This is a genomic window from Streptomyces sp. NBC_01750 (genome assembly GCF_035918095.1).
Classification (GTDB): domain Bacteria; phylum Actinomycetota; class Actinomycetes; order Streptomycetales; family Streptomycetaceae; genus Streptomyces.
The window spans coordinates 3,677,797-3,699,793 of record NZ_CP109137.1 but is presented as its reverse complement, the minus strand read 5'-3'; the positions used below and the strand labels follow the sequence as shown (position 1 = coordinate 3,699,793).

At 69.4% G+C, this 21,997-nt stretch carries 12 protein-coding genes; 5 read left to right on the top strand and 7 right to left on the bottom strand.

Annotated elements, in window-relative coordinates; all coding sequences use genetic code 11:
* Positions 1-117: 117 nt before the first annotated feature.
* The 3 genes from OG966_RS16460 (at position 118) to OG966_RS16450 (ending at position 4,499) form a co-directional block, all read left to right on the top strand.
* The gene (locus OG966_RS16460) at positions 118-2,232 is read left to right on the top strand and encodes an N-6 DNA methylase (RefSeq protein ID WP_326650401.1); all 2,115 of its coding nucleotides are present in this window, start codon (positions 118-120) and stop codon (positions 2,230-2,232) included.
* A 114-nt stretch (positions 2,233-2,346) separates the two neighbouring features.
* Positions 2,347-2,985, top strand: coding sequence for a hypothetical protein (locus tag OG966_RS16455; protein WP_326650400.1), 639 nt, complete (start codon positions 2,347-2,349; stop codon positions 2,983-2,985).
* Positions 2,982-4,499 carry a serine/threonine-protein kinase gene (locus OG966_RS16450; protein ID WP_326650399.1) on the top strand — a complete coding sequence of 506 codons (1,518 nt, stop codon included), beginning with the start codon at positions 2,982-2,984 and terminating at the stop codon, positions 4,497-4,499. The genes OG966_RS16455 and OG966_RS16450 overlap by 4 nt, the downstream gene beginning before the upstream one ends.
* Positions 4,500-4,512: 13 nt before the next feature.
* Here the strand turns inward: OG966_RS16450 and OG966_RS16445 are convergent, their stop codons facing one another.
* From OG966_RS16445 to OG966_RS16435, 3 genes are all read right to left on the bottom strand, one after another.
* On the bottom strand, positions 4,513-7,902 hold the full coding sequence (locus tag OG966_RS16445; RefSeq protein ID WP_326650398.1) for a LamG-like jellyroll fold domain-containing protein: 3,390 nt from the start codon (positions 7,900-7,902) through the stop codon (positions 4,513-4,515).
* 94 nt (positions 7,903-7,996) lie between these two features.
* Positions 7,997-9,964 carry a tachylectin-related carbohydrate-binding protein gene (locus OG966_RS16440; RefSeq protein WP_326650397.1) on the bottom strand — a complete coding sequence of 656 codons (1,968 nt, stop codon included), beginning with the start codon at positions 9,962-9,964 and terminating at the stop codon, positions 7,997-7,999.
* Positions 9,965-10,051: 87 nt separating this feature from the next.
* Entirely contained in the window at positions 10,052-12,466 is a 2,415-nt protein-coding gene (locus OG966_RS16435; RefSeq protein ID WP_326650396.1) for a YfhO family protein, read from the bottom strand.
* Between the two features lie 124 nt (positions 12,467-12,590).
* Between OG966_RS16435 and OG966_RS16430 the strand changes: the two genes are divergently transcribed.
* Positions 12,591-13,568, top strand: coding sequence for a glycosyltransferase family 2 protein (locus OG966_RS16430; protein WP_326650394.1), 978 nt, complete (start codon positions 12,591-12,593; stop codon positions 13,566-13,568).
* A complete protein-coding gene (locus OG966_RS16425; RefSeq protein ID WP_326650393.1) occupies positions 13,565-13,984 on the top strand; it encodes a GtrA family protein in 420 nt (139 codons plus the stop codon). Before OG966_RS16430 ends, OG966_RS16425 begins: the two co-directional genes overlap by 4 nt.
* 46 nt (positions 13,985-14,030) lie before the next feature.
* On the opposite strand, the gene OG966_RS16420 is transcribed toward OG966_RS16425, so the two are convergent.
* The 4 genes from OG966_RS16420 to OG966_RS16405 form a co-directional block, all read right to left on the bottom strand.
* Positions 14,031-15,926: a tachylectin-related carbohydrate-binding protein gene (locus OG966_RS16420; RefSeq protein ID WP_326650392.1), complete on the bottom strand. Its 1,896-nt coding sequence runs from the start codon at positions 15,924-15,926 to the stop codon at positions 14,031-14,033.
* A gap of 427 nt (positions 15,927-16,353) precedes the next feature.
* Positions 16,354-18,069, bottom strand: coding sequence for a D-glucuronyl C5-epimerase family protein (locus tag OG966_RS16415; RefSeq protein WP_326650391.1), 1,716 nt, complete (start codon positions 18,067-18,069; stop codon positions 16,354-16,356).
* 211 nt (positions 18,070-18,280) lie between these two features.
* Positions 18,281-19,582 (bottom strand): D-glucuronyl C5-epimerase family protein, encoded by a 1,302-nt coding sequence (locus tag OG966_RS16410; RefSeq protein ID WP_326650390.1) that lies wholly within the window; start codon positions 19,580-19,582, stop codon positions 18,281-18,283.
* 430 nt (positions 19,583-20,012) lie between these two features.
* A complete protein-coding gene (locus OG966_RS16405; RefSeq protein WP_326650389.1) occupies positions 20,013-21,956 on the bottom strand; it encodes a tachylectin-related carbohydrate-binding protein in 1,944 nt (647 codons plus the stop codon).
* Positions 21,957-21,997 lie beyond the last annotated feature (41 nt).

Genomic DNA, 21,997 nt, shown 5'->3' with positions numbered 1-21,997 from the left:
TTGTTCACGGAATCGTGATTTGCTCACACTGTGAAGAGGTTTCTCTTGTGCGCGCGGCTATGCTCGGCGACACAACAGGCAGGTGCGGATCAGCGCTCACGCGAGGGAGTCAGCCAGGTGCCGGACAGAGCGAGCGAGGTGACGGCGGCCGAAATCGCCCGGCTGGCGGGAGTCGGACGCGCCGCGGTCAGCAACTGGCGGCGCCGTCACGCCGACTTCCCCAAGCCGGTCGGCGGCACGGAGACAAGCCCGTCGTTCGCACTCCCCGAGGTCGAGCAGTGGCTCCGTGACCAGGGCAAGCTCGCAGAAATCCCGCTCCGTGAAAGGGTTTGGCAACATCTCGCGGATCATCTCGCGGGCCCCGTACCGGCGTTGGTGCAGGCGGGCTGCACACTGCTGCTCGTGAGGGACCGTCACCCGGCCTGGCTGGAGCTGACGGCGGTCTCGGACGAGCGCCTGGCGGAGTTGCTGCCCGCCGCGCTGGAGCAGGTACTCACGGCGCGCTTCGGCGAGGACGCGGTGGGGCTCTTCATGGAAGTGTTCACAGCGCAGACGGGCCCGGCGACGCGTACAGAACCGCTCACAGAGGCGGTGGGCTCCTCCTCCGGGCCGGAGGCGCCGTTGCCGGCGTCCGTTCCCTTCCTGCGTGGTGTCGCCGAGCTGGCCGCCGAACTCGGCGCACGTCAGGCCTTCGAGTTTCTGCTGGGGCGGTACCTGGACGCCAACCCGCGGCAGTACACCCTCACCCCGCCCGGACCCGCCGCGCTCATGGCCGGGCTTGCCGGGGCCGGCGCCCGCGACGTACTCGATCCCGCTGCCGGGACCGGGACACTGCTGCGCGCCGTCGAACGCCCCAACGCCCTGTACGCACAGGACGCCGACCCCGACCTCGCCGCGCTCACCGGTCTGCGCCTCGCCCTGCACTCCGACGCCACCGTGCGCGCCCGCGCGGGCGACACCCTGCGCGGCGACGCGTTCCCGAAGCCCGCCTTCGACGCTGTGCTCTGCCACCCGCCGTTCAACGAGCGCAACTGGGGCCACGACGAACTCGCCTACGACCCCCGCTGGGAGTACGGCTTCCCGGCCCGTACCGAGTCCGAACTGGCCTGGGTCCAGCACACGCTCGCCCGGCTGCGCCCCGGCGGCGCCGCCGTGCTGCTGATGCCGCCCGCGGCCGCGTCCCGCCGTTCCGGCCGCCGTATCCGCGCCGGGCTGCTGCGCCGCGGTGCGCTGCGGGCCGTCATCGCCCTGCCCGCCGGCGCCGCGCCCCCGTACGGCATCCCCCTGCACATCTGGGTGCTGCGCAAGCCGGATCCGGGCCGGGCGGCTCCGCCCGAGCTGCTGTTCGTCGACACCGCGGAGCTCGCCGGGGCGGGCGGTGGCCGCGACAAGCTCGACTGGCAGGCCGTCCACAGCGCCGTACTCGATGCCTGGCAGCCCTTCGACAAGCACGGCACTGCCGAGGAGCAGCCGGGCGTCAGCCGCTCGGTCCCCGTCATCGAACTCCTCGACGACGACGTGGACCTGGCCCCCGCCCGGCACCTGCCGCCCCCGGCCGCCGCCGGCGGCGCGGACGAGCTGCTGCGGGTGCGGGACCGGCTGGCCGACACCCTCCGGCTGACCCGAGAGCTCACTCCCGCGCCCGCCGCCCACGCGGAGCCCGTGCCCTGGCCCGCCACCACCGTCGGCGAACTGGCCCGCGCGGGAGCGCTGGTGATCAGCGCGGGCGGCACTGGCAGTACGAGCACCGAGGCCGTGCCCGTACTCACCGAGCAGGACGTGCTCTCCGGCACCGCGCCCTCGGGCACGCTTCCCGAAGGCCCCGACGAGGAGCCCGTACGCCTCGAGGAGGGCGATGTCGTCGTGCCCGTGCTCGGTGGCGGATCCGTCGTACGCGTCATCGACGAGGCAACCGCGGGAGCGGCCCTGGGCCGTAACCTCCAGCTGTTGCACCCCGATCCGGCCGCGCTCGACCCCTGGTTCCTCGCCGGCTTCCTCCGCGGCACCGCCAACACCCGGCAGGCCAGCAGCTATGCGTCGACCGCGACCCGACTCGATGTCCGGCGGCTCCAGCTGCCCCGGCTGCCGCTCGCCGACCAGCAGCGCTACGGCGAACGCTTCCGTGCGCTCGCCGAATTCGAGGACGCTCTCAAGCAGGCCGGGCGGCTCGGCGAGCAGCTCGTCCAGGGGCTGTACGACGGGCTGACGGACGGCACGGTCACGCGGGAGTGAGAGCCGGGGCGTGACGCATCGGACATCGGGTCCGTACAACCCAGGACCCGATGTCCGTGTCGGTGTATACGCTCGTCCCCTATCTGCCTCGTCCCCAGGCCCCCAGGAGCAGTAATGCACGGCCACGGCTATGCGCCGCCGCAGCCCAAGCGACCGCCCACCGCGCTGCTCATCGCCATACGCGTACTCTTCGTGGCGCTCGCGCTGCTCAGCTTCGGCATGCTCGCCTGGGGCACGATGCTGCGAATAGCGATCCTGCGCCGCCGAAGGCTCGACTGGCTGCTGTTCTGGGTCAGCCTCGCCATCGCCGTCACCGCGCTTGTCGTCATCGGCGAATACGGTCCCGACGCCGGGGCCGAGTCGGCCGAGCAGGACGAGATGACCGCCCTCGACCTTGTGTTCCTGCCGCTTCTGCTCGGGCTCGCGATCGGGGTGCCCACGCACTATCTGGTGGCCGACATCCGCCATTACCAGGAACCCCGGACGGGCTGGGCGCCGCCGCCCTACGCCGCGCCGACCGTGCCGTACGGGCTGCCGCCGCAGCCGGGGCAGACGCCGCAGACATCCCGGACGCCGCCCACATCCCAGACGCCTCAGCCATCCCAGAGGCCGGGATACGGCTACCCGCCCGTCCCGCCGCAGTCCCCGCCCCCGGTTCCGCCGCAGTCCCCTGCCGACAAGCCCCGTATCGACCAGGTGCGTGCCGAGCTCGACGAGCTCAGCGACTACCTCCGCAAGGAGCAGGGCCGGTGAACGGACGCGTCATCGGGGGCCGTTACGAGCTCTCGACCGTCATCGGCCAGGGCGGCATGGGGCAGGTCTGGACGGCCTACGACGGCCGCCTCGACCGCCGCGTCGCCGTCAAGCTGCTCCGCCCCGACCACATGGCGGCGGCCACCGACGCCGACGAGATGCGCCGCCGCTTCGTCCGCGAGTGCCGGGTCACCGCGCAGGTCTCCCATCCCGGCCTGGTCACCGTCCATGACGCGGGCAGCGACGAGGACGACCTCTATCTCGTCATGCAGTACGTCGAGGGCGCGGACCTCGCCGACCATCTCGCCGAGCACGACCCGTACCCGTGGCAGTGGGCCGTCTCGGTCGCCGCCCAGCTCTGTGCCGTGCTCGCCGCCGTGCACGCCGTGCCGATCGTCCACCGTGACCTCAAACCGCGGAATGTGATGGTCAAGCCCGATGGCACGGTCACCGTCCTCGACCTCGGTGTCGCCTCCGTCATCGACACCGACACCACCCGCCTCACCCACACCGGATCGCCCATCGGCAGCCCTGCCTATATGGCCCCCGAGCAGGCGATGGGCGGCGCGGTCGGCCCGTACACCGATCTCTACGCGCTCGGTGTGCTGCTGCACGAACTCCTCAGCGGGAACGTCCCGTTCGCGGGCTCCACCGCCCTCGGCGTGCTGCACCGCCATCTCTACGAGCCGCCGCTCCCGGTCCGCCAGCTGCGCCCCGAGATACCCGAGCCGCTCGAAGCGCTCGTGCTGCGCCTGCTCGCCAAGGACCCGCAGCACCGCCCGTCCGGTGCGCAAGAGGTGTACGAGTCGCTCGCACCGCTGCTGCCGAGTCGCGGTGCGCCCGGCGGTCCGCTCGACCCGACCCGCCCGTTTCTGCGCCCGCACGCCCCGTGGCCTGACCGGGTCACCGGCCCGCCCCCGGATCCCCGCTCCGCCGCCCCGGTGGCGCCCCGCCCGGATGTGGCGGCCGCGGTCGACGAGGTCAAGCGCCTCCTCGGCGAGGGCAGCATCACCCAGGCCGTGGACATCCTCGGCGGGATCCTCCCGGCGGCCGCCGCCGAGCACGGTGAGCACTCGCCGGTCGTACGGATCCTGCGCAAGCAGTACGCGACGACGCTGCTGGACGACGGGCAGTACCGGCGTGCGCTGCCCGAGCTGCGGCGGCTCGCCGACGACCGGACCGCCGAGGCGGGCCCGGCCGACCCGCAGACGCTGCAGTTCCGCTACGACGCCGCACTCTGCCTGGAACAGCTGGGTGAGGCGGCCGCCGCTCTCGCGGAGTACCGGGCCGTGCTGCCGTACTACGAGAACCAGCAGGCCTCCGACCCCGCCCGCGCCTTCGACGTACGCCACCGCATCGGGAATCTGCTGCTCGCGGTGGGTGACCATGCGGCGGCGCGGCAGCAGCTGCAGGCCCTGCTGTACGACGCGGAGCGGACGTACGGGCCCTACCACCAGCTGCCGGTCGAGCTGCGGCGTGCGCTCGACCGGCAGCAGCAGTTTCACAGTGGCTGACCGGGCCGGCCGGTCACATCCGGGCGTGCCCCTGCGGTGACAGCGTGTCGAAGGGCAGCCGGACGGTGGTGGCCGTCCCGGTGTCCGCGTTCGACGACCGCAGCGCGGTCAGCTCCTGATCGGTCAATGCCCGCCGCACGAGACGGAATTCGTCCAGGGAGCCCTTGAACCGTTCCACGCCGTCCGGCCGCGTGCCCAGCTGGATCCCGGACACCGCGAAGCTGTCCCCGTACGTCACCGAGCCGGCCGGCACCGGAGCGTCGTCCAGCAGCTTGCCGTCCACCGAGAGGGACAGCAGACCGCCGGAGCGCTCGAGTGCGACATGGTGCCAGGCGCCGTCGCCGAAACCGGACGCGCTGCCGCTGTCGGCCCCGTACAGCTGGACCGTGGCGGTGTCCGTCTGGAGGAGTGCGGTGAGCCGGTCCTGGGAGGGCTGGGCCCGCAGCCACAACTGCCGTTCCGCGCCACCCACCCCGTACGACCACAGGATGACCTGGCTGCCGGTTGTGGGGCCGGCGGTGTACTTGAGCCAAGTCGCGACCGTGAAGTCGCCGCCGCCCAGCGCCTTGTCGGAGCCATAGGGCAGTTCGACGCTGTCGTCCGTGCCGTCGAGCGGCAGCCCGGAGCCGAACCTGCCCCCGCCCGACCAGGACGAGGGCAGTGCACCGCCCCGGACATAGGCGTGGCTGCAGTGGACGGAGGAGTCGGGCGTCGCGGGCCCGGACGCCGGCCGTGCGACCGAGTGGACCTCGGTGTTGCCGGCCTCCATCGACCACCACAGCGCGGGCGGGTCGGCCGGATAGCCGCCGGCCGAACCCGCCGCGGATCCGGTCACCTTCTTCAACTCGGCTTCCGTGAGGGCGCGCCGGTAGAGCCGGACGTCGTCGAGACGGCCGGTGAGGATGTCGAGACTGCCCGGCTTGGACCCGACCCGGACCCCCTCCGGATTCGCGGCGCTGGTCAGGGACCCGGACAGACCGGCAGCCTCGGTGGCGGGGGCCCCGTCCACGCTCAGCCGCAGCCGGTCGCCGCTGCGGCTGACGGCCAGCAGATGCCATGTGCCGTCGCCGTAGGCGACCGAGGTCCCGGGGTCGGGCAGAGCGATCTGGACGGGCCCCGCCGCGGTTTCCGCCCAGGCGAACAGCCGGTCCTGGGCGGGCTGGGCGCGCACCCACAGGGCAGGCTGCCCGGACGTGGAGCCGTAGGCCCACAGCAGCGCCGAGTTCGGGGTCGACGCGGTCGCCGAGTGCGAGAACCACAGCGTGTAGGTGAAGTCGTCCGCCCCGACATCGAGGGTGGGGACGTACGGCGTCTCGACACCGGGCCGGGTGGCCGAGACGCCGATCGCGCCCTTGCCGATCCGGCCCGCGTCCTCGTCGGGCAGTCCGCCGAGGAGGGTGCCGTCGGCGCAGTGCCCGGAGACATCGTCCTCGACGCCGACCGACGTCAGCGCGGGCACGTCGGCGGTGTCGGCGACCTGGAAGGCCAGCCGGACGGACTGGGCGGCCTCCGCGTCCCGCGCGCTGTTCGCCGTGCGCAGCGCATCCAGCTGAGCGTCGGTGAGGACTGTCCGGTGGACCCGGAATTCGTCGATCGAGCCGGTGAAGTACTCGCCGGCGCCCGCGTCCGGCTTGGCACCGAGACGGATACCGTCGACGCCCTTGGCGCGGGTGTCGGTCAGCGAGCCGGTGACCCCGGTCGCGATGGCGGGGATCCTGCCGTCCACGGAGATACGGATCTGGTCGGCGGAGCGCACCAGCGACAGCTGGTGCCAGGCACCGTCGCCGTACGCAGTCGAGGTCCCGGCGTCGGGCAGCGGTATCTGCACCGAGCCCGCGGCGGTCTCCGCGAGGGCCAGGATCCGGTCCTGGGCGGGCTGCGCGCGGATCCACAGCTGCGGCTTGCCCGTGCCGAATCCGTACGCCCACATCAGCGCCTGCTGCGGGCTGCTCGCGGTCGCCGAGTACCGGAAGAAGAACGAGTATGTGACATCACCCGCACCCGGATCGAGGGACGGGGTGTAGGGGAGATCGGCGAAGTCGCCCGTTCCGTCCAGCGCCAGGCCCTGGCCGAAGCGCCCGGCGCCGAGCGCCGAACTGCCGCCCAGATAAGCGTCGTTCGCCTCGGGACCGGAGTCGGGCGTGGTGCGGCCGGCGGCCGGCGACGGCTGCGGATTCGGCGAGCCGGTGAAGGTGCCCGGCACGCCGACCGAGCCGGGCGTGAAGCGGTTGAAGTAGATGTTCGCGGCGGAGAAGTCGGTGCCTCCCTCGTAGACGAGCCCGAGCTGTCCGTCACCGAGCTCGGCCATGTCCGAGTAGCCCGCGCGCTTGTTGTTGATCAGGCCGCCGGACGCGTCGCGCCAGGTGGCACCGCGGTCCGTCGAGTAACGGATGCGCATGGACTGCCGGTCGGTGGCGTGGGAGGGAGCGGCGAAGACGAGCGTGTCGCCGGGCACACTCCGGTAGGTCTGCCGCAACGCGAGCACGGAGCCCTGCACCTGGGGGGTGACCAGGCCGGGCACGAGTCGCTGCGCGGGGACGGTGACACCGCCGTCGGTGCTGACCGCATGGCTGCGGTGTCCTGCGTCGGTGTTGTTCCGGGCGGCGATGTAGACACCGCCGTCGTCGAGTTCGGCGACGGCCGGCTCGCCCGGCAGCAGTACGTCCTTCTCGAAGGAGTCGGCGGTTTCGCTGGTCTTCCAGTGAGCGCCGTGGTCGTCGCTGTAGATGAGGCCGACGTACTGCGAATGGGACGTGGGACTCTCGTACGCGCCGACCACCAGCCGGCCCTTGGCGGGGCCGTTGCGCAGCTGGATGCCGTGCGCGGGCCCCGTGCCGTACCAGCCCACGTCCCCGCCGCTGAACCGCGGCAGTGGCACCGGAGTATCGAAGCTGAGACCGTCGTCCGTGCTGCGCTGCAGCCACGGCAGACGCTTGCCGCCGGGCTCGGCGGTGGCCGGCTCCGAGGTGGAGAGCAGGAAGACCTCCCCGGTCGTCCCGTCGGCGACGGGCGAGGCGTTGCCCCTGGTGTACGGAGCCTCCCGGTCGCTCTCGCTGCCGGAGAGCGCCACGCGCACCGGGCCCCAGGTGCGCCCCTCGTTGGTGGAGCGGCGGACCACGATGTCGATGGCACCGCGGTCGGCGCACGAGGGGGACTTGCGGCCCTCGGCGAAGGCGAGGAGCGTGCCGGCCTTGGTGCGTACGAGGGAGGGGATGCGGAAGCAGCCGTAGCCCGCGGTACCGGAGCGGAAGAGGATCTGCTCGGTGCCGGTCAGGGCGTCGGCGGATTTCTGGGTGCCGCTGGCGGCGGCGGGTGGTGCGGTGACCGAAGGGGCGGCGGTGGCCGCGAGCAGAAGGCTCAGCCCCACCAGGGCGGTTCTGAGCCGGGTTCGTATGTGGGCCAAGGGATTTCGGGCCTTTCTCGTTATGGCCTCGGGCACAACGCCGACCGCCGTCCGGTCCTTGCGGGACCGGACGGCGGTAGGTGTCGTGTGCCGTTTACGGGCGGGGCAGCGCGCGGCCGGTGAAGGCCGGTGCCTTGTCCCCGGCGCGCATCGCGCTCAGCGACGAGGTCTGCTGCACCTGGTAGACGCGGGTCTGGTTGTCGGCCGTACGGAAGGAGTACGCCCAGGTCGGGCCGGTCGCGTTGGTGTAGGTGAACGCGGTGGGCTCGGTGGCGGAGGCCTCGAAGGAGGCCTGCTGCCAGGTGCGCCAGGTGCCGCTGCCCTGGACAGTCTCACCCGTGTTGTAGGTGTAGCCGTCCTCGCCGCGTACGACGATCTCGGTGAGTCCGGTGAGCGGGGAGATCACGGCGCTGGGGGAGCCGTTGGCGGTGAGCCCCTCGACGGTGCTCCACTCGCCGTAGGTGCTGCCCTCGGCGGACTGGGCCGTGGTCACCACCTTGCCGAGACCGTCCGTGGCGAAGACGCGGAGACGGTAGCCGGGGTAGATGACCACGGTCGGCGTGCCGGTGACGGCCTGCGCGCCCAGCGACGACCAGGAGGAGAGCGAACCGGCCTCCTTGAACAGCGCGGTGCTCAGGACCCCGGAGGCGTTCTTGCCGAAGAGCTGGATGCCGTCCCGTACGGTCACGGCGGTGAAGGGACCGGTGAAGCCGGAGCCCGCGAGCGGTGTCCAGCCCATGAAGTCCACGTTGGCACGCTGCTGGATGCGGTACCAGGGCTTGCCGTCCGCGTCCGCGGAGAACTGCACCAGGAGACCGGACGGGGTCCTGGCGGTGACGGCGTGCTGCGCCATCGCGCCCGCGAGATCGATCCAGTTGCCCCAGTCCGCACCGGACTTGGCGGTCTGGTTGCGCTGCCAGACGCTGCCGGAGGTGTTGTGCCCGGTGACGACCACGCGTCCGTCGGTGTGCTCGGCCAGCGTCGGTTGCCCGGAGAACGCCTCGTTGCCGGAGATGGTCGTCCACTGGACGCCGTTGATGTCGTTCGGATCGCCCATCCGGCCGTGCACGAGACGGCCGATGTTGTCGGTGTACGCCAGCTCCAGGGAGCCGGCCGAGGACTGCATCACCGAGGCCCGGCTGTAGTTCTCCAGCGGCACGGACGGCGAGGCCGGGGTGTGGTTGACATCGATCCGGCAGGCGTCGGGCGCGCCGGACACCGACGTGAACGCGGCCCAGCCGCTCGCCTCGAGCTGCTTGTTGTAGACCGGGAAGTCGCGGATGCCCTCGTCGAAGCGGTAGTACGTGACCGCGCCGTTGCCCTTGACACGGAAGAGCGTGTCGCCGCCGAAGGAGGTGATCGTCTTGGAGTCGCTCCAGTCGGCCGCGGACTCCAGGACATGCCGCTCGATCCAGCGCTGGCTGGTCACGTCGTAGCGGGAGCGGTAGAGCTTGCCGTCGGTCGCCGAGCGGCCGTAGATCACGCCCTTGTCGGCGGCGTAGATCGCGTCGTAGCGGTCCCAGCCCATGTCGACGATCTTTCCGCTGCCGGTGATGAAGTCCCCGGCAGCGGCGTCGTACTTGTACCAGCGCAGTCCGCCGGTGGAGCCCGCCAGCGTCCAGATGTAGCCGCCGCGGTCGATGGTGATCTCATCGGTCTTGCCCGCGGCCTTGAACTCCGTGAAGCCGGAGCTGATCTTCTTGTGGTGGACGTCCCAGGTCGCCGAGGCGCTGATGCGATGGGAGTAGTAGAGGCCGTCCGACTTGATCCCGTAGAAGGTGGCGGCCGGGCCCGCCATCATCTGGCCGTAGCCGGTCCAGGTGGAGTCGATGACGCTCCCGTTCGGCAGCGCGGCGCCCGTCATGGGCGTCGGCATGTCCTGCCGGTACAGCTTGCCCGCCGGGTCCAGCGTGTACGTCGGGCCGGTGGTGGTGCAGGTCACCGGCGCGTTGGCCGCCTGGGCGGTTCCGGCGGGCAGCGCCACGAGCACGGGAACGGCGACGGCAAGGGCTGCGGTCAGGGCAGTGCGTCTTATGTGAGCACGCGGTGAAATCCTCGTCATGGGCTGGACGTTAGGCGTCGAATGGTGAACGGTGCGGTGGCCCTCAGATGAACAAGATCCCTTGCAAGCTCACGAGTTGATGAACAGTCAGTGTGACTTCTGTAGTTGGCTGTTGTTCGTGTCGCTGGTGGTGTCTGCGGCTTCCGGGGCGCGGCGCGACCGCTTGCGGACCCCGGGCAGCAACGCCATCAGTACGAGCCCCAGCAGGCCCGTGGATCCCATCGCCGCACCCGCCTTCAGGCCGGGAGGGCGGAAGGAGCAGTCCACCCGTGTCGTGGAGCCGTCCAGCGGTACGGCGACGAGCCCCAGGTGGGAGCCGGCCGGCTTGCCGTTGCAGGTCCAGCCCGCGATCCGGGTCGCGGCGAGGACAGCAGTCCCCTTGGTGCCGGGCGGGAGCTCTGCCCGTACGCCGCTGTCGGACACCTCGACCGAGAGCGCGCCGGTCCTCTTCAGCCGGTCCACGGCGGCGGTCAGCTTCGCCCGGTCCAGACAGCCGAGCGTCGTGCGGTGGGGGTCCTTGCTGTAACCGACCTTCTCGCCCGGCGAGTTCACCGTCCCGAGCGACGTGAGCGCGGCACGCCGCTTCGGCTGTCCGCCGCGCAGCGTCACCCACGGCGAGTCGCCGAGCCTTGCCCTGCCGGTGTAGTCGGGTGCCCAGAGGAAGACCTCGCTGCCGACCGGGCAGGAGCCACCGGCGGGGGTGTCGTAGACCGCGGAGCCGAGCAGCCGCTCCTGGTTGCGGAAGGGGTTCCAGTCGTACCGCGGCTCGGCCCCGGGCGGCCGCACGGTCACCAGCGGCGGCACCTGCTCGGCCCGGGTCGCCTCCGGGTGCTTCCCGGGAGCGGTGCGCACCCGTGCTCCGACGGCGAAGATCGCGTCCGTGACCGGGTTGTCGAGGGACTGCACACTGCGGCCGTTGGACGTCCAGCCCGCGCCGAGTGCGGCCAGCGTGCGCGTGTACACATCCGGGGTGTGGCTGCTGTAGTACTGGCCGCCCTGGCCGCCCAGCAGGACCGGATCGTTCCCGGTGATCTGGTCGCGGCCGGGGTCGGTGCGGTAGCGCGGCCAGCCGTCGGCCTTCGCCACCGCCGCCGCGCGCTCGCTGTGGGGCTCGCCCCAGGCCGGGTAGTCGTCCAGCCTGCCGAGCTTCATCCGGTCGGCGTATGCGGTGGTCGCCGCGGCCTGGCCGACCAGCGTGCCGCTGAGCAGCAGCGCGGCGAGGACGGTGTATGTGCCACGGCCGGCCAGGAGCAGACCGCCGACGACCGCCGCGAACCCGGCCGCGAACAGCAGAAGCGTCCAGACGGTGACCAGCTCACTGGTGGCGCCGGCGAGCGCGGTCGCCGTGACCACGGCGCCGCCGCCGAGCAGGGCACGCCGCCCCGGCCAGTCGGAGGAGAGACAGATCCAGGCGGCGATCACCAGGATTCCGGCGAAGACGAAGGTCTGCCGGTACGGGCTGCCGTTGGGCGTCGCGAAGACATGCCACACCAGATGGGTCGGCCCCCACTGGAGGGAGAGCGCGACCGACACGGCAAGACCGGTCCACACCCAGCGCTCGCGCCGCGGGACGGCGCCGTTGAAGGCGAGCGTGCACGCCAGCAGCAGCGCACCGCTGCCCAGGAAGACGGCGGGAGTGAAGAAGCTGTACGTCGCGGGCAGCGTCCGCGCGAACACATCGGCCCAGCCGGCCGGCGAGAACTGCCTCGTCCACCCCGGATAGGCGTGCTGGGAACCGAGGAAGACGGGGATGAGCACGGGCCCTGCCAGCGCGATACCGAGCAGCACGGTCCGGGTGGCCCGCAGCAGCGCCCGCATCCGCTCCCGTGCGTCCGTATCCGCCGTCAGCAGCCGCACCGCGAGCACCAGTGCGGCCCCGATGGTCGCCATGTAGGCGGTGTAGAAGTTGGCGATCCACGCCACCGCGACGATCAACGGGCCGAGCAGCGGCCGCCGTGCCGTGCGCGCCCACTCGCCGGCCAGGCACAGCAGGGGGAAGGCGACCAGGCCGTCCATCCACATGGGGTTGTACGAGGCCTCGACGACCGACCAACCGCACAGTGCGTACGAGCCGCCGAGCACCGCCGCCATCCACCAGCGTCCGCCCTGGTGCAGGGAGAACAGCAGCCAGGTCATGGCAGCGGCCGCCGCCGCCATCTTCAGCAGTGTGACCACATAGACGGCGAGATCGATCTCGTCCCGCGGGAAGAGCCCGACCAGCAGGGAGAACGGGCTGGTCAGATAGGTCCCGAGGTCGGGAAGGAAGCTGGTTCCGTAGCCGGACTGCCAGTTGAGCAGCAGCCCACCGTCCGCACGGCCATGCAGCAGATCCCACAGATGGGCATGGAACGGCACAAACTGATTGCCGAGGTCGTTCACGCTGCGGGTGTGCGGTCCGAAGGGGAAGCTGCGGGCGACGGCGTCACCGCCGCACACGGTCCCCACGGTGATCAGCGCGGCGAGGGCGGCGGCGCGGCCGCGCGCGGATTGCAGAGTCGACATGATTCCTTGAATATGCCAGCGCCGATCGTGAAAACATCCACCGGGAAGCCCAGTTCACGCAATGGTCGCCTACGCGTCACGCAGGGAATCCGCACGGGACATTCGGGTGGGATGTTGTTCTTCCGTGCTGATCTCGATAGTTGTTCCGTGCTTCAACGAAGAGGAGATCATCGGCCGCTTCCATGAACATGTGACCGCAGAACTCTCCCTGCTCGGGGACGAATTCGAGTTGGTCTATGTGGACGACGGAAGCCAGGACCGGACGCTCCCTCTCCTCGAGGAGATCGCCGCGGCCGACCCTCGTACCCGCTATGTCTCCTTCAGCCGCAACTTCGGCAAGGAAGCGGCGATGCTCGCCGGCCTCCAGCATGCCGAGGGAGACGCCGTCGTCATCATGGATGCCGACCTCCAGCACCCGCCGGAGCTGGTCCGGCGCATGCTGCAGCTGCACCGGGAGGGATTCGACCAGGTCATCGCCCGGCGCACCCGCAAGGGCGACCGGGTTACCCGCACCGTCACCGCCCGCGCCTACTACTGGCTGATCAACCGCCTCGTCGACGTGGAACTCGTTGACGGCGTGGGCGATTTCCGGCTGCTGTCGCGCCGTACCGTGGATGCGATCCTCGAACTCACCGAGTACAACCGGTTCTCCAAGGGCATCTTCGCCTGGGTCGGATTCCGCACCACGACCTTCGAGTACGAGAATGCGCTGCGTGAGCAGGGACGCTCCAAATGGAGTTTCGGAAAGCTGCTCAACTACGGCCTCGACGGTCTTCTCTCCTTCAACAACAAGCCGTTGCGGGCCGCCGTCTATCTCGGGCTGCTGCTTGTCACGCTCGCCATGGCGTATGCCGCCTGGATTGTCGGTGTCGCCCTGGTGAACGGCGTGGACACCCCCGGGTATGTCACCCTTCTGGTGGCGGTCACCGCACTCGCCGGCGTACAGATGCTGATGCTGGGGGTGGTCGGCGAGTACGTCGGCCGTATTTACTACGAGGTGAAGCGGCGACCGCACTTCCTGGTGAAGGCCACCAACGCCGACCTTCCGCACCAGCAGGAAGGAGAGCGGCGTACACGCACGGGGGAGCTCGTAAAACGATGACGGTCCAGGTCCAGATGGTCAGATTCGCCCTGGTAGGGGTGGTGAACACCGGGACGTACTACGGGATCTATCTGGCCCTGCTGACCTGGCTGCCGTATGTCGCGGCGCATGTCATCGCCTTCGCGCTCAGCATGGTCGGGTCCTTCTTCCTGACCTCGTACTTCACCTACAGGACCCGGCCGACCTGGCGGAAGTTCCTGCTCTTCCCGCTCACCAACGCCGCGAACTTCGTCGTCACCACGATCGGCGTCTATCTGCTGGTGGACGTACTGCACTTCGGCAGCCGCTACGCGCCGCTGATCGCGGCGGGCGCGGCGATCCCGATCACCTTTGTGGTCTCCCGGACGATCATGCTCCGACCGGAGCCGGCCCCGCGCGGGCGGGAGCCGGAGCCGGAGCGGGTCCCGCAGGCCTGATGCGGGCCGGACTCACGGGGGCGGCCGGCCGGCCGCCCCCGAGTCGTCACTGCTGGACCTGGTAGATACGGGTCTGGTTGTCGGCCGTACGGAAGGAGTAGGCCCAGGTCGGGCCGCTCGCGTTGGTGTACGCGAAGGCCGTGGGCTCGGTCGCCGCGGTCTCGACGCTCACCGACCTCCAGGTGCGCCAGGCTCCGCTGCCCTGAGTGGTCTCACCGGTGCTGTAGATGGTGTCGTCGGCGCCGCGGACGACGATCTCGGTGATGCCGTTGAGCGGGGAGATCACCGCGCTCGGAGAGCCCTTGGCCGTCAGGTCGCCGACCGGGGTCCAGTCGCCGTACGCCCCGCCCGCGGTGGACTGGGTGGTGCTCACCACAGTGCCGTTCGGGTCGGTGGCGAAGACGCGGATGCGGTAGCCGGGGTAGACGACCGGGGCCGGGGTGCCGGTGATCGCCTGCGCGCCCAGCGGGGTCCAGGCCGACAGGGTGCCGTCGTCCTTGAAGAGGGCGGTGTTCAGCAGGCCGGAGGCGTCCTTGCCGAAGAGCTGGATTCCGTCCTGCACGACCACGGTCGTGAAGGGGCCGGTGAAGCCGGTGCCGGCCAGGGGCATCCAGCCCTTGAAGCTGCCGTTGGCCGCGGCCTGGAGGCGGTACCAGGGCTTCCCGTCCTTGTCCGCGGCGAACTGCGCCAACAGCCCGGACGGGGTCTTGGCGGTGACGGCCTGCTGCGCCATCGCGCCCGCGAGGTCGGTCCAGCTGCCCCAGTCCGCAGCGGACTTGGCGGTCTGGTTGCGCTGCCAGACACTGCCGGAGGTGTTGTGCGCGCTGACGACCACCCGGCCGTCGGTGTGCTCGGCCAGCGACGGCTGCCCGGTGAAGGCGTTCTCGTTACCGGAGAGCGTCGTCCACTGCACGTCGTTGATGTTGGACGCGTCCTTCATCCGGCCGTGCACCAGACGGCCGATGTTGTCCGTGTACGCGATCTCCAGCGATCCGGTCGAGGATTGCATCACCGAGGCGCGGGTGTACGTCTCCTGAGCGCGCGCGGGTGCCGCGGGCGTGTGACCGGCCAGGATCTTGCAGCTGTCGGGCGCGGCGGAGACGCTGAGCAGGTTCTGCCAGCCCGAGGTGCCGACCTGGACCCTGTTCACCGGCCAGGTCCGGTTGTTCTCGTCGAAGCGGTAGTAGTACGCCTCGCCGGTGGTCTTCACCGCCAGCAGGGTGTCGCCGCCGTTGGAGCTGAGCGACTTGAACTGGCGCCAGTCGCTCGTGCTCACCTCCACATGGCGCTCGGTCCAGCGCTGGCTGGTGGCGTCGTAGCGGGAGCGGTAGAGCTTGCCGTCGGTCGCCGAACGACCGTAGATCACGCCGTCGTCGGCCGCGGTGATCAGGTCGTAGCGGTTCCAGCCCGTGTCGACCACGCCACCGGTGGAGGCGGCGTTCCAGACGTCGCCGGAACCGTCGTACTGGTACAGGTTCAGCTGGCCGTTGTTGAGCAGGACCCACATCCGTCCGGACCGGTCGACGGTGACCTGGTTGCGGTCCGCCGCGTCCGCCAGCCAGCCGAAGTCGCTGGTGATCTTCCTGACGCTCACGGGCCAGGTGCCGGTGGCGTTGTCCCGCCGGCCGTAGTACGTGCCGTCCGCCTTGAACAGGTAGAACTTCCCGTGCGGGCCGGAGAGCACCAGCGGGTAGAGGTTCCAACTGGAGCCGATGGTGGTGGGGTTGACGTAGCCACCGGCCCCGTCGATCGGTGACTTCAGCTTGTACTGGAGCAGCGACCCCGCGCTGTTCACCGCGTGCGTTGGTCCGCCCGCGACGCAGCTCGCCGCGTCGGCGGCCTGTGCGGTGCCGGGAAGCGCGATGAGCAGTGGCAGGGCTGCGGCTGCGGCCGTGGCCACCACCGTCAGTCGGCGGGGTCTGTGATGCAAGTTGTATGTCATGTGAATCCTTGCTGTCCTTCCGTCAAATAACGTGGTGAAGCCGTCTCTTGAGGATCCAAGGCGGCGGAAGCCCCTCCAATGTCAGCCAGCCGTCTCCGTGGCGACCACGAACACTTCGTCCGGGCGCCGGAAGGAAGATCGCACCGTTACCGATGGCTGACACCGTCCCGGATGGCCTTTGAACGGCCGACCGGTTCGCGCCTCTGCGCCGCGTTCATCCGCCGCGTCGGTGCGTTAGGGCACGGCAATTGCCCTTGGGCTGTCGGCCTGAGCATCCGCACAACGTTGTGCCGGCACGTTGGACCGGGTCCCTGCCACGTGGCAGGGACCCGCCCTTACGCCCAACGGAGAGGCGCTCCGCGTTCGCCGCACTGGACGGTCGCACGGAGCCGCTGTTCTCGCGGTGCCGACCCAGTGGCCGGTCGGCTCAGCGCCCGTCGGTGAGTACCTGGGCGGTGGGTGCCCAGTACCCGTTCAGTCCGCCGGCGGTGATCCGGACCATGGGCCTGCCGTTCACGACGGCCCTGCGGTCGAAGGGGGCGTTGGACTCCTTGGCGAACTTCACCGTCTTGGTGGAGCCGGTCGTCCCGTCGGTGCCGAACTTGACGCAGGTGACTTCCACATTGGCGGGGAAGGTCGCGGTGCGCTGCGGGAGGTAGGTGGTGGAGACGTACTCACCGCGCAGGAAGGCCTTCGGGAACGCCTCGCCGATCCACCAGCCCGCGTACGCACCGGCGTTGATGCGGTAGTAGATGCCGCGGCCCATGATGCGGCGGCGTACGTTGACCGGCGCCTGGGTGGCCTTGGAGAAGGTCACCTTCTTCGTGGCCAGCTGCTTGTCTGCCTTCGAGGAGGACCAGCCGAAGCTGTCCGCCGCGCCGAGGGTGTCGAGCTTGTAGAGGGTGTGCGTGCCGGCGGCGATGGCCGCGACGGAGCCCGAGCGCAGGCCGTACGCCGGGAAGTCGTCGATCAGCTGGTCGTGCCGGTTGGCGATGGTGGGGCTGCCGGTCTGCCAGTGCAGCTGCCGCAGCAGGTTGATGTGGTGCTGGTGGTAGGTCGGCGCGGGTATCCGGTGGGTGTCGCAGTAGTACGAGAACCAGCGGGTGTTCCGCAGCCGGGGGAAGTGGTCACGGATCGTGGTGAGCGAACCGTCGTACAGCTGCTCCGCCAGCGGATTGCCGGTTGCCTGGAAGTAGTCCCAGATGCCGAACATGGCGAAGATCATGCCGTTGTAGGTGTAGTCCGAGGTGCCCGGGGCGTTGATCGGATACTCCTGTATCCACAGGTACCCGTTCTTGTCCTTGTTCACCGCCCACGGCTTGGCGTCGTCGGCGCGCAGCAGCGAGGCGAAGGCTCCGTCGGCGGCCGCCTTGTAGAGCGTGCGCTCCTGCTCGGTGAGCCCGTCGAGCTGGGAGAGCTGGGTGAAGAGGCTGATGGCCTCACCCTGCGCCATGCCGGAGTACCAGGGCGCCTTGTAGGTGATGCCGCTGTGCGCCGCGTGCGTGAAGTTGAAGGGGTACGGGAAGTACCAGGCGCCGCGGGCCTCCACCCGCTTCTCGATCAGACGGTCCGCCTGTGCCTTGGCGCGCTTGAGGAAGAGCGCCTTGCGGGCGGCGTCCTTCTCGGTGCGGTAGCTGGTGATGCAGCCCAGACCGAACTGGATCTGGGTGACGGGCTGGTCGTACCCGGCCGCAGTCTTGTTCGGCCGGTACTGGACGACGCCCTTGCTGTCCAGATACACGTGCTCGCTGTTGGGCGTGACATTCGCCCAGCTCGTCGGGCGGTCCCGCCACGGCCGCAGCGCCTCGGGCAGGTCGGTCACGCACTTGTAGCCGGACGTCTTGAACTCGAACGGCAGGGCCGTCGGTACGGAGTCCTCGACGACCTTCGGGTTCACCGGCTCGTCGGCGTACGGTATGTCCACCCGGGCGCCGGGTTTGGAGAGAGTGCCCTCGGACATCTGGTCCGGCAGCGGCGGCAGCGGCGCGGTATCGCCGCCCGGTGCCGCAGGCAGGCTCAGCGCGAGCGACCTCGGCATCCCGCCGAAGGGGTCCGGCTTCGGCGTCTCGAACACCCCGGTCGCCATGGCGGTGAAGGTCCCCCCGCCCGCCACGGCTGCGCCGGCGACGGTGCCCCCGGCCACACGGATAAAGCGTCTGCGGCCAATATCGACACGTCTTTTTCCAGCCATGACTGAAACCCCCCACGGGCATCAAGTATCAGTGAATAGAGAGACCTTATGCGACCTGTGCGGAAGTTGTGACGCCTACATGGCGATCCTGCAAGCCCGTTGTTCGCGTCGGCGAGACGTCGTCCCCTCGCCGACGCGAACAACAGGGAGTGTGACCGGCAGGTCAGCGCCCGTCGCTCAGCACCTGAGAGCTCGGTGCCCAGAAGCCTGAGAGTCCGCCTGCTGTGATGTACACCATGGGCCGGCCATTGACTACGGATCTTCTGTCGAAGGGGGCGTTCGAGTCATTGGCGAACTCAACCGTCTTCGTTCCGATGACTGTGCCGTATGCGTCAATCTTCTGGCAGGCGATACTCACGTTTGCTGGGAATGTGGCAGTTCGTTCCGGCCGGTAGACGGACCGGAACCACTCCCCCAGGAGGTACACCTTGGGGAAGAACTCCGGTACGTACCAGCCCGCGTACGCACCTGCGTTGATCAGGTAGTGCACTCCGCGCCCCTCGATCCGCAGCCGCTCCGCCACCGGGGCCTGTGTGTTGCGCGCGAAGGACACAGCCTTGGAGGCAGTCACCTCTCCGGCGCCGTCGAATTTGTAGAGCGTGTAGCTGCCCGCGGTGAAGGCCGCCGTCCCGCCGGCCGGGCCCAGACTCGGGTGCGGGTAGTCGTCCATCAGCACGTCCGACAGATAGGCGTGGCGGACACTGCCGGACAGCCAGTGCAGCTGACGCAACAGGTTGATGTGGATGGGGTGGTAGGAGGAGGACGGAATCTGGTGGGTCCGGCAGTAGTGCGAGAGCCATCCCTTGTTCCGCATGACGGGGAAGTAGGCGTTGACGGTGGTCAGCGCACCGTCGAAGAGCTGTTCGGCAAGCGGGTTGCGGGTGAGCTGGTAGTAGTCCCACAGTCCCAGAGCCGCGAACATGAAGCCGTTGAAGGTGTAATCGGACGTACCGGGGGAGTCGATGGGGTACTCGTGGATCCAGAGGTATCCAGAATCGTCCTTGGCCACCACCCACGGCTTCGCGTCGTCCGCCCGCAGTAGTGAAGCGAACGCGCCGTCGGCTGCAGCTTTGTAGGAGGTGCTTTCCTCATCCGAAACGGCACCCAGCTCAACCAGTTGGGAGAAAAGGCTCAGAGCCTCACCCTGAGCCATTCCGGAATACCAGGGTGCCTTGTAGGCAATGCCGGTGTGTACGGCTTGGGTCCAGTCGAACGGGTAGGGGAAGTACCAGGCGCCACGCGCTTCCACCCTCCTGTCGATCAGACGCTTGGCCTGAGCCGCGGCGCGGTTCAGATAGAAGACGTCGCCGGTCTGCCGGTAACTCGTGATGTTCTGCAGGCCGAACTGGATCTGCCCGACCGGGTGGTCGTACAGCTTCCCGGCCACATCGAACATCCGGACCCCCTCCGCGTCGTGCGGTGCCGTGTCGACCTTCTCGGCGCCCCGGTCGCGCCACGGCTGCATGGATTCCGGTACGTCTAAGGCACACGTGTATCCAGATGTCTTGAACGCGAAGGGCAGAGTGGTCGGGACGTCGCCTTCGACCCTTGCCGAGCGAAGCGGCTTATTGGCGTAGGGAATGCGCGTCGAGCTGCGTGGTACGCCTGCCCGCCCCTCCCTCAGCGGATCGGGCAGCGGCGGCACCGGCATGCTGGGATTTCCCGGTATCGCCCGCCCCACTGGCGTTGGTTGGAGATCGCGAGCCGAGGCAGTGGACGCGACGCCACCAACGACACCCATACCCGCCGCAGCGGTTCCCGCGAACTGGATGAATCGCCGGCGGTCGATCCCGCTCGGAATACGGCTGGACATGAAGCAGTCCCCTCGTGATGTCGGTCTCTGCAATGGGCGGAACCTGTCGGGGCGGCCCGGGCCGCCCCGACAGGCCGGGGGACTACTTCGACGCGGCGTAGGCGTGCCTGGCGAATGACGGCGCGCCGGCGGATCGAGAAACGCTCGCGGAGCGTGTGTCCAGGCTGTAAACCAAGGTGCTGTTGTTCGCAGTGCGGAAGACGTAGGCCCAGTTGTCGGCGCTTCCGGTGCTGTAGACGAACGCCGTGGGGTCGGTGGCGAGAGTCTCCGGCACGGTTGTGCTCCACGTGCGCCACGAGGCGGCTCCCGGTGCCGTCTCGCCCGTGGCATAGAGGTGGTTGTCCGTGCCGCGGACCACAACCTGGATGAAGCCGTCCAGCGGGTTGATCACCGCACTGGGGGGCCCCGCGGCCGTCACTCCGTTCAGGGGGGACCATGCGCCGAAGACGCCGCCTTCTGTGGACTGACCGGCCGTGATGACCGTGCCATTCGCGTCGGTTGCGAATACGCGGATGCGGGAGCCGGGGAACACGACTACGGACGGGGTGCCGGTGACCGTCTGCGTGCCGAGAGGTGTCCAGGCGGAGACCGTGCCGTCCTCCTTGAACACGGCTGTGATCAGCACCCCGGCGGTGTTTCTGCCGAAGAGCTGGACACCGTCACGTACGGTCGCAGCTGTGAGGGGGCCGGAGAAAGTCGAGCCAGGCAGCGGCATCCAGCCCATGTATTCCTCGTTCTCCTTGGGCGGGATGCGGTACCAGGCGTTGCCGCCCGCATCCACGGAAAACAGGGCGACTGCGCCGCTGGGAGCCTTGGCGCTGGCTGGATGCTGCGCCATCGCACCGCCCAGATCCTTCCAGGGGTTCCAGTCGGCGCTGCCCTTCTCCTTCTGGACGCGCTGCTGGATTCCCCCCGAGGCGGTGTGGGCAGTCACGACAACTCGTCCGTCGGCGAGCTCGTTCAGCGCGGGCTGGCCCGAGAATGCTTCGTCACCGGAAATGGTCGTCCACTGTGCGCCGTTCAGGTTCGCCACATCCGTGCGGCCGTGCTTCAAGGTGCCGTTCTGATCGCTGTATGCCAGTTCCAGAGTCGAGACCTCAAGGGCGGATGTACGGCTGTAGTCCTCGAGGGGGACGGACGGGGACGCCGGAGTGTGGTTCTTGGTGAGCTTGCAGTTGTCCGGCCGTGACGTGACATTGGTGAAGTTCTGCCAGCCACCGGCGGCAACTTCTTTCGCGACGACCGGCCATGTGTCCGTGTTCTCGTCGTAGCGGTAGTGCAGCGCTTCCCCCGAGGTCTTCACAGCCAGGAGGGTGTCACCACCACCGGCTGTGATCGTCTTGAAGGTCCCCCATGCCGCCGAGCCGACCAGCACGTGGCGCTCGAGCCAGCGCTGGCTCGTGTAGTCGAAACGAGAGCGGTACAGCTTGCCGTCGGCCGCACGTCCGTAGAGCACGCCGGCGTCGCCGGCGGTGATCAGGTTGTACCGGTTCCACCCCTTGTCCACGACCTTGAGGGAGCGGAGGCCGCCGGTGGTACCGATGGTCGAGTCGTACCGGTAGGCGTACAACTGGCCGAGGTTGTCCGATACCCACAGCCATCCATTGCGGTCCACGGTTGCCTGGTCGTGGTCCGCGGCGTTGGCCAGCCAGCCCAGGGCGGTGCTGATCTTCTTCGGGGCGACGTCCCACGTGCCGCTCGTGGTGCGGTGGGCGTAGTAGGTCCCGTCCGACTTGAAGGCGTAGAACTCGCCGGCCGGACCGGCGAGCACCTTGCCGTAGGCGCCCCAATTCGTGGCGATCTTGCTGTACGCGGAGAACGTCGATCCGGTCAGCGGCGTGGCCATGCTGTACTGCAGAAGGTCACCCGACGAATTGGTGACGAAGGTGAGGCCGTTGGCGGAGCATGTTGCGGACTCCGCGGCCTGGGCCGCCCCCGGCGCGAGCGCGAGCAGTGACATCGAGCAGGCGACCGCGGTGGCTGCAACGGTCAGGCTGCGGCGTCTCCATGAACCGACGATGGGCATGATGATCTTCCCCCCTGGGACAAGTAACCGTGATGTGCGAG

Excerpts from the sequence above, each read along its gene's own strand:
- OG966_RS16455 (WP_326650400.1), top strand. The coding sequence starts at position 2,347 with ATGCACGGCCACGGCTATGCGCCGCCGCAGCCCAAGCGACCGCCCACC.
- OG966_RS16440 (WP_326650397.1), bottom strand. The coding sequence starts at position 9,964 with ATGACGAGGATTTCACCGCGTGCTCACATAAGACGCACTGCCCTGACC.
- OG966_RS16435 (WP_326650396.1), bottom strand. The coding sequence starts at position 12,466 with ATGTCGACTCTGCAATCCGCGCGCGGCCGCGCCGCCGCCCTCGCCGCG.
- OG966_RS16425 (WP_326650393.1), top strand. The coding sequence starts at position 13,565 with ATGACGGTCCAGGTCCAGATGGTCAGATTCGCCCTGGTAGGGGTGGTG.
- OG966_RS16420 (WP_326650392.1), bottom strand. The coding sequence starts at position 15,926 with ATGACATACAACTTGCATCACAGACCCCGCCGACTGACGGTGGTGGCC.
- OG966_RS16410 (WP_326650390.1), bottom strand. The coding sequence starts at position 19,582 with ATGCAGCCGTGGCGCGACCGGGGCGCCGAGAAGGTCGACACGGCACCG.
- OG966_RS16405 (WP_326650389.1), bottom strand. The coding sequence starts at position 21,956 with ATGCCCATCGTCGGTTCATGGAGACGCCGCAGCCTGACCGTTGCAGCC.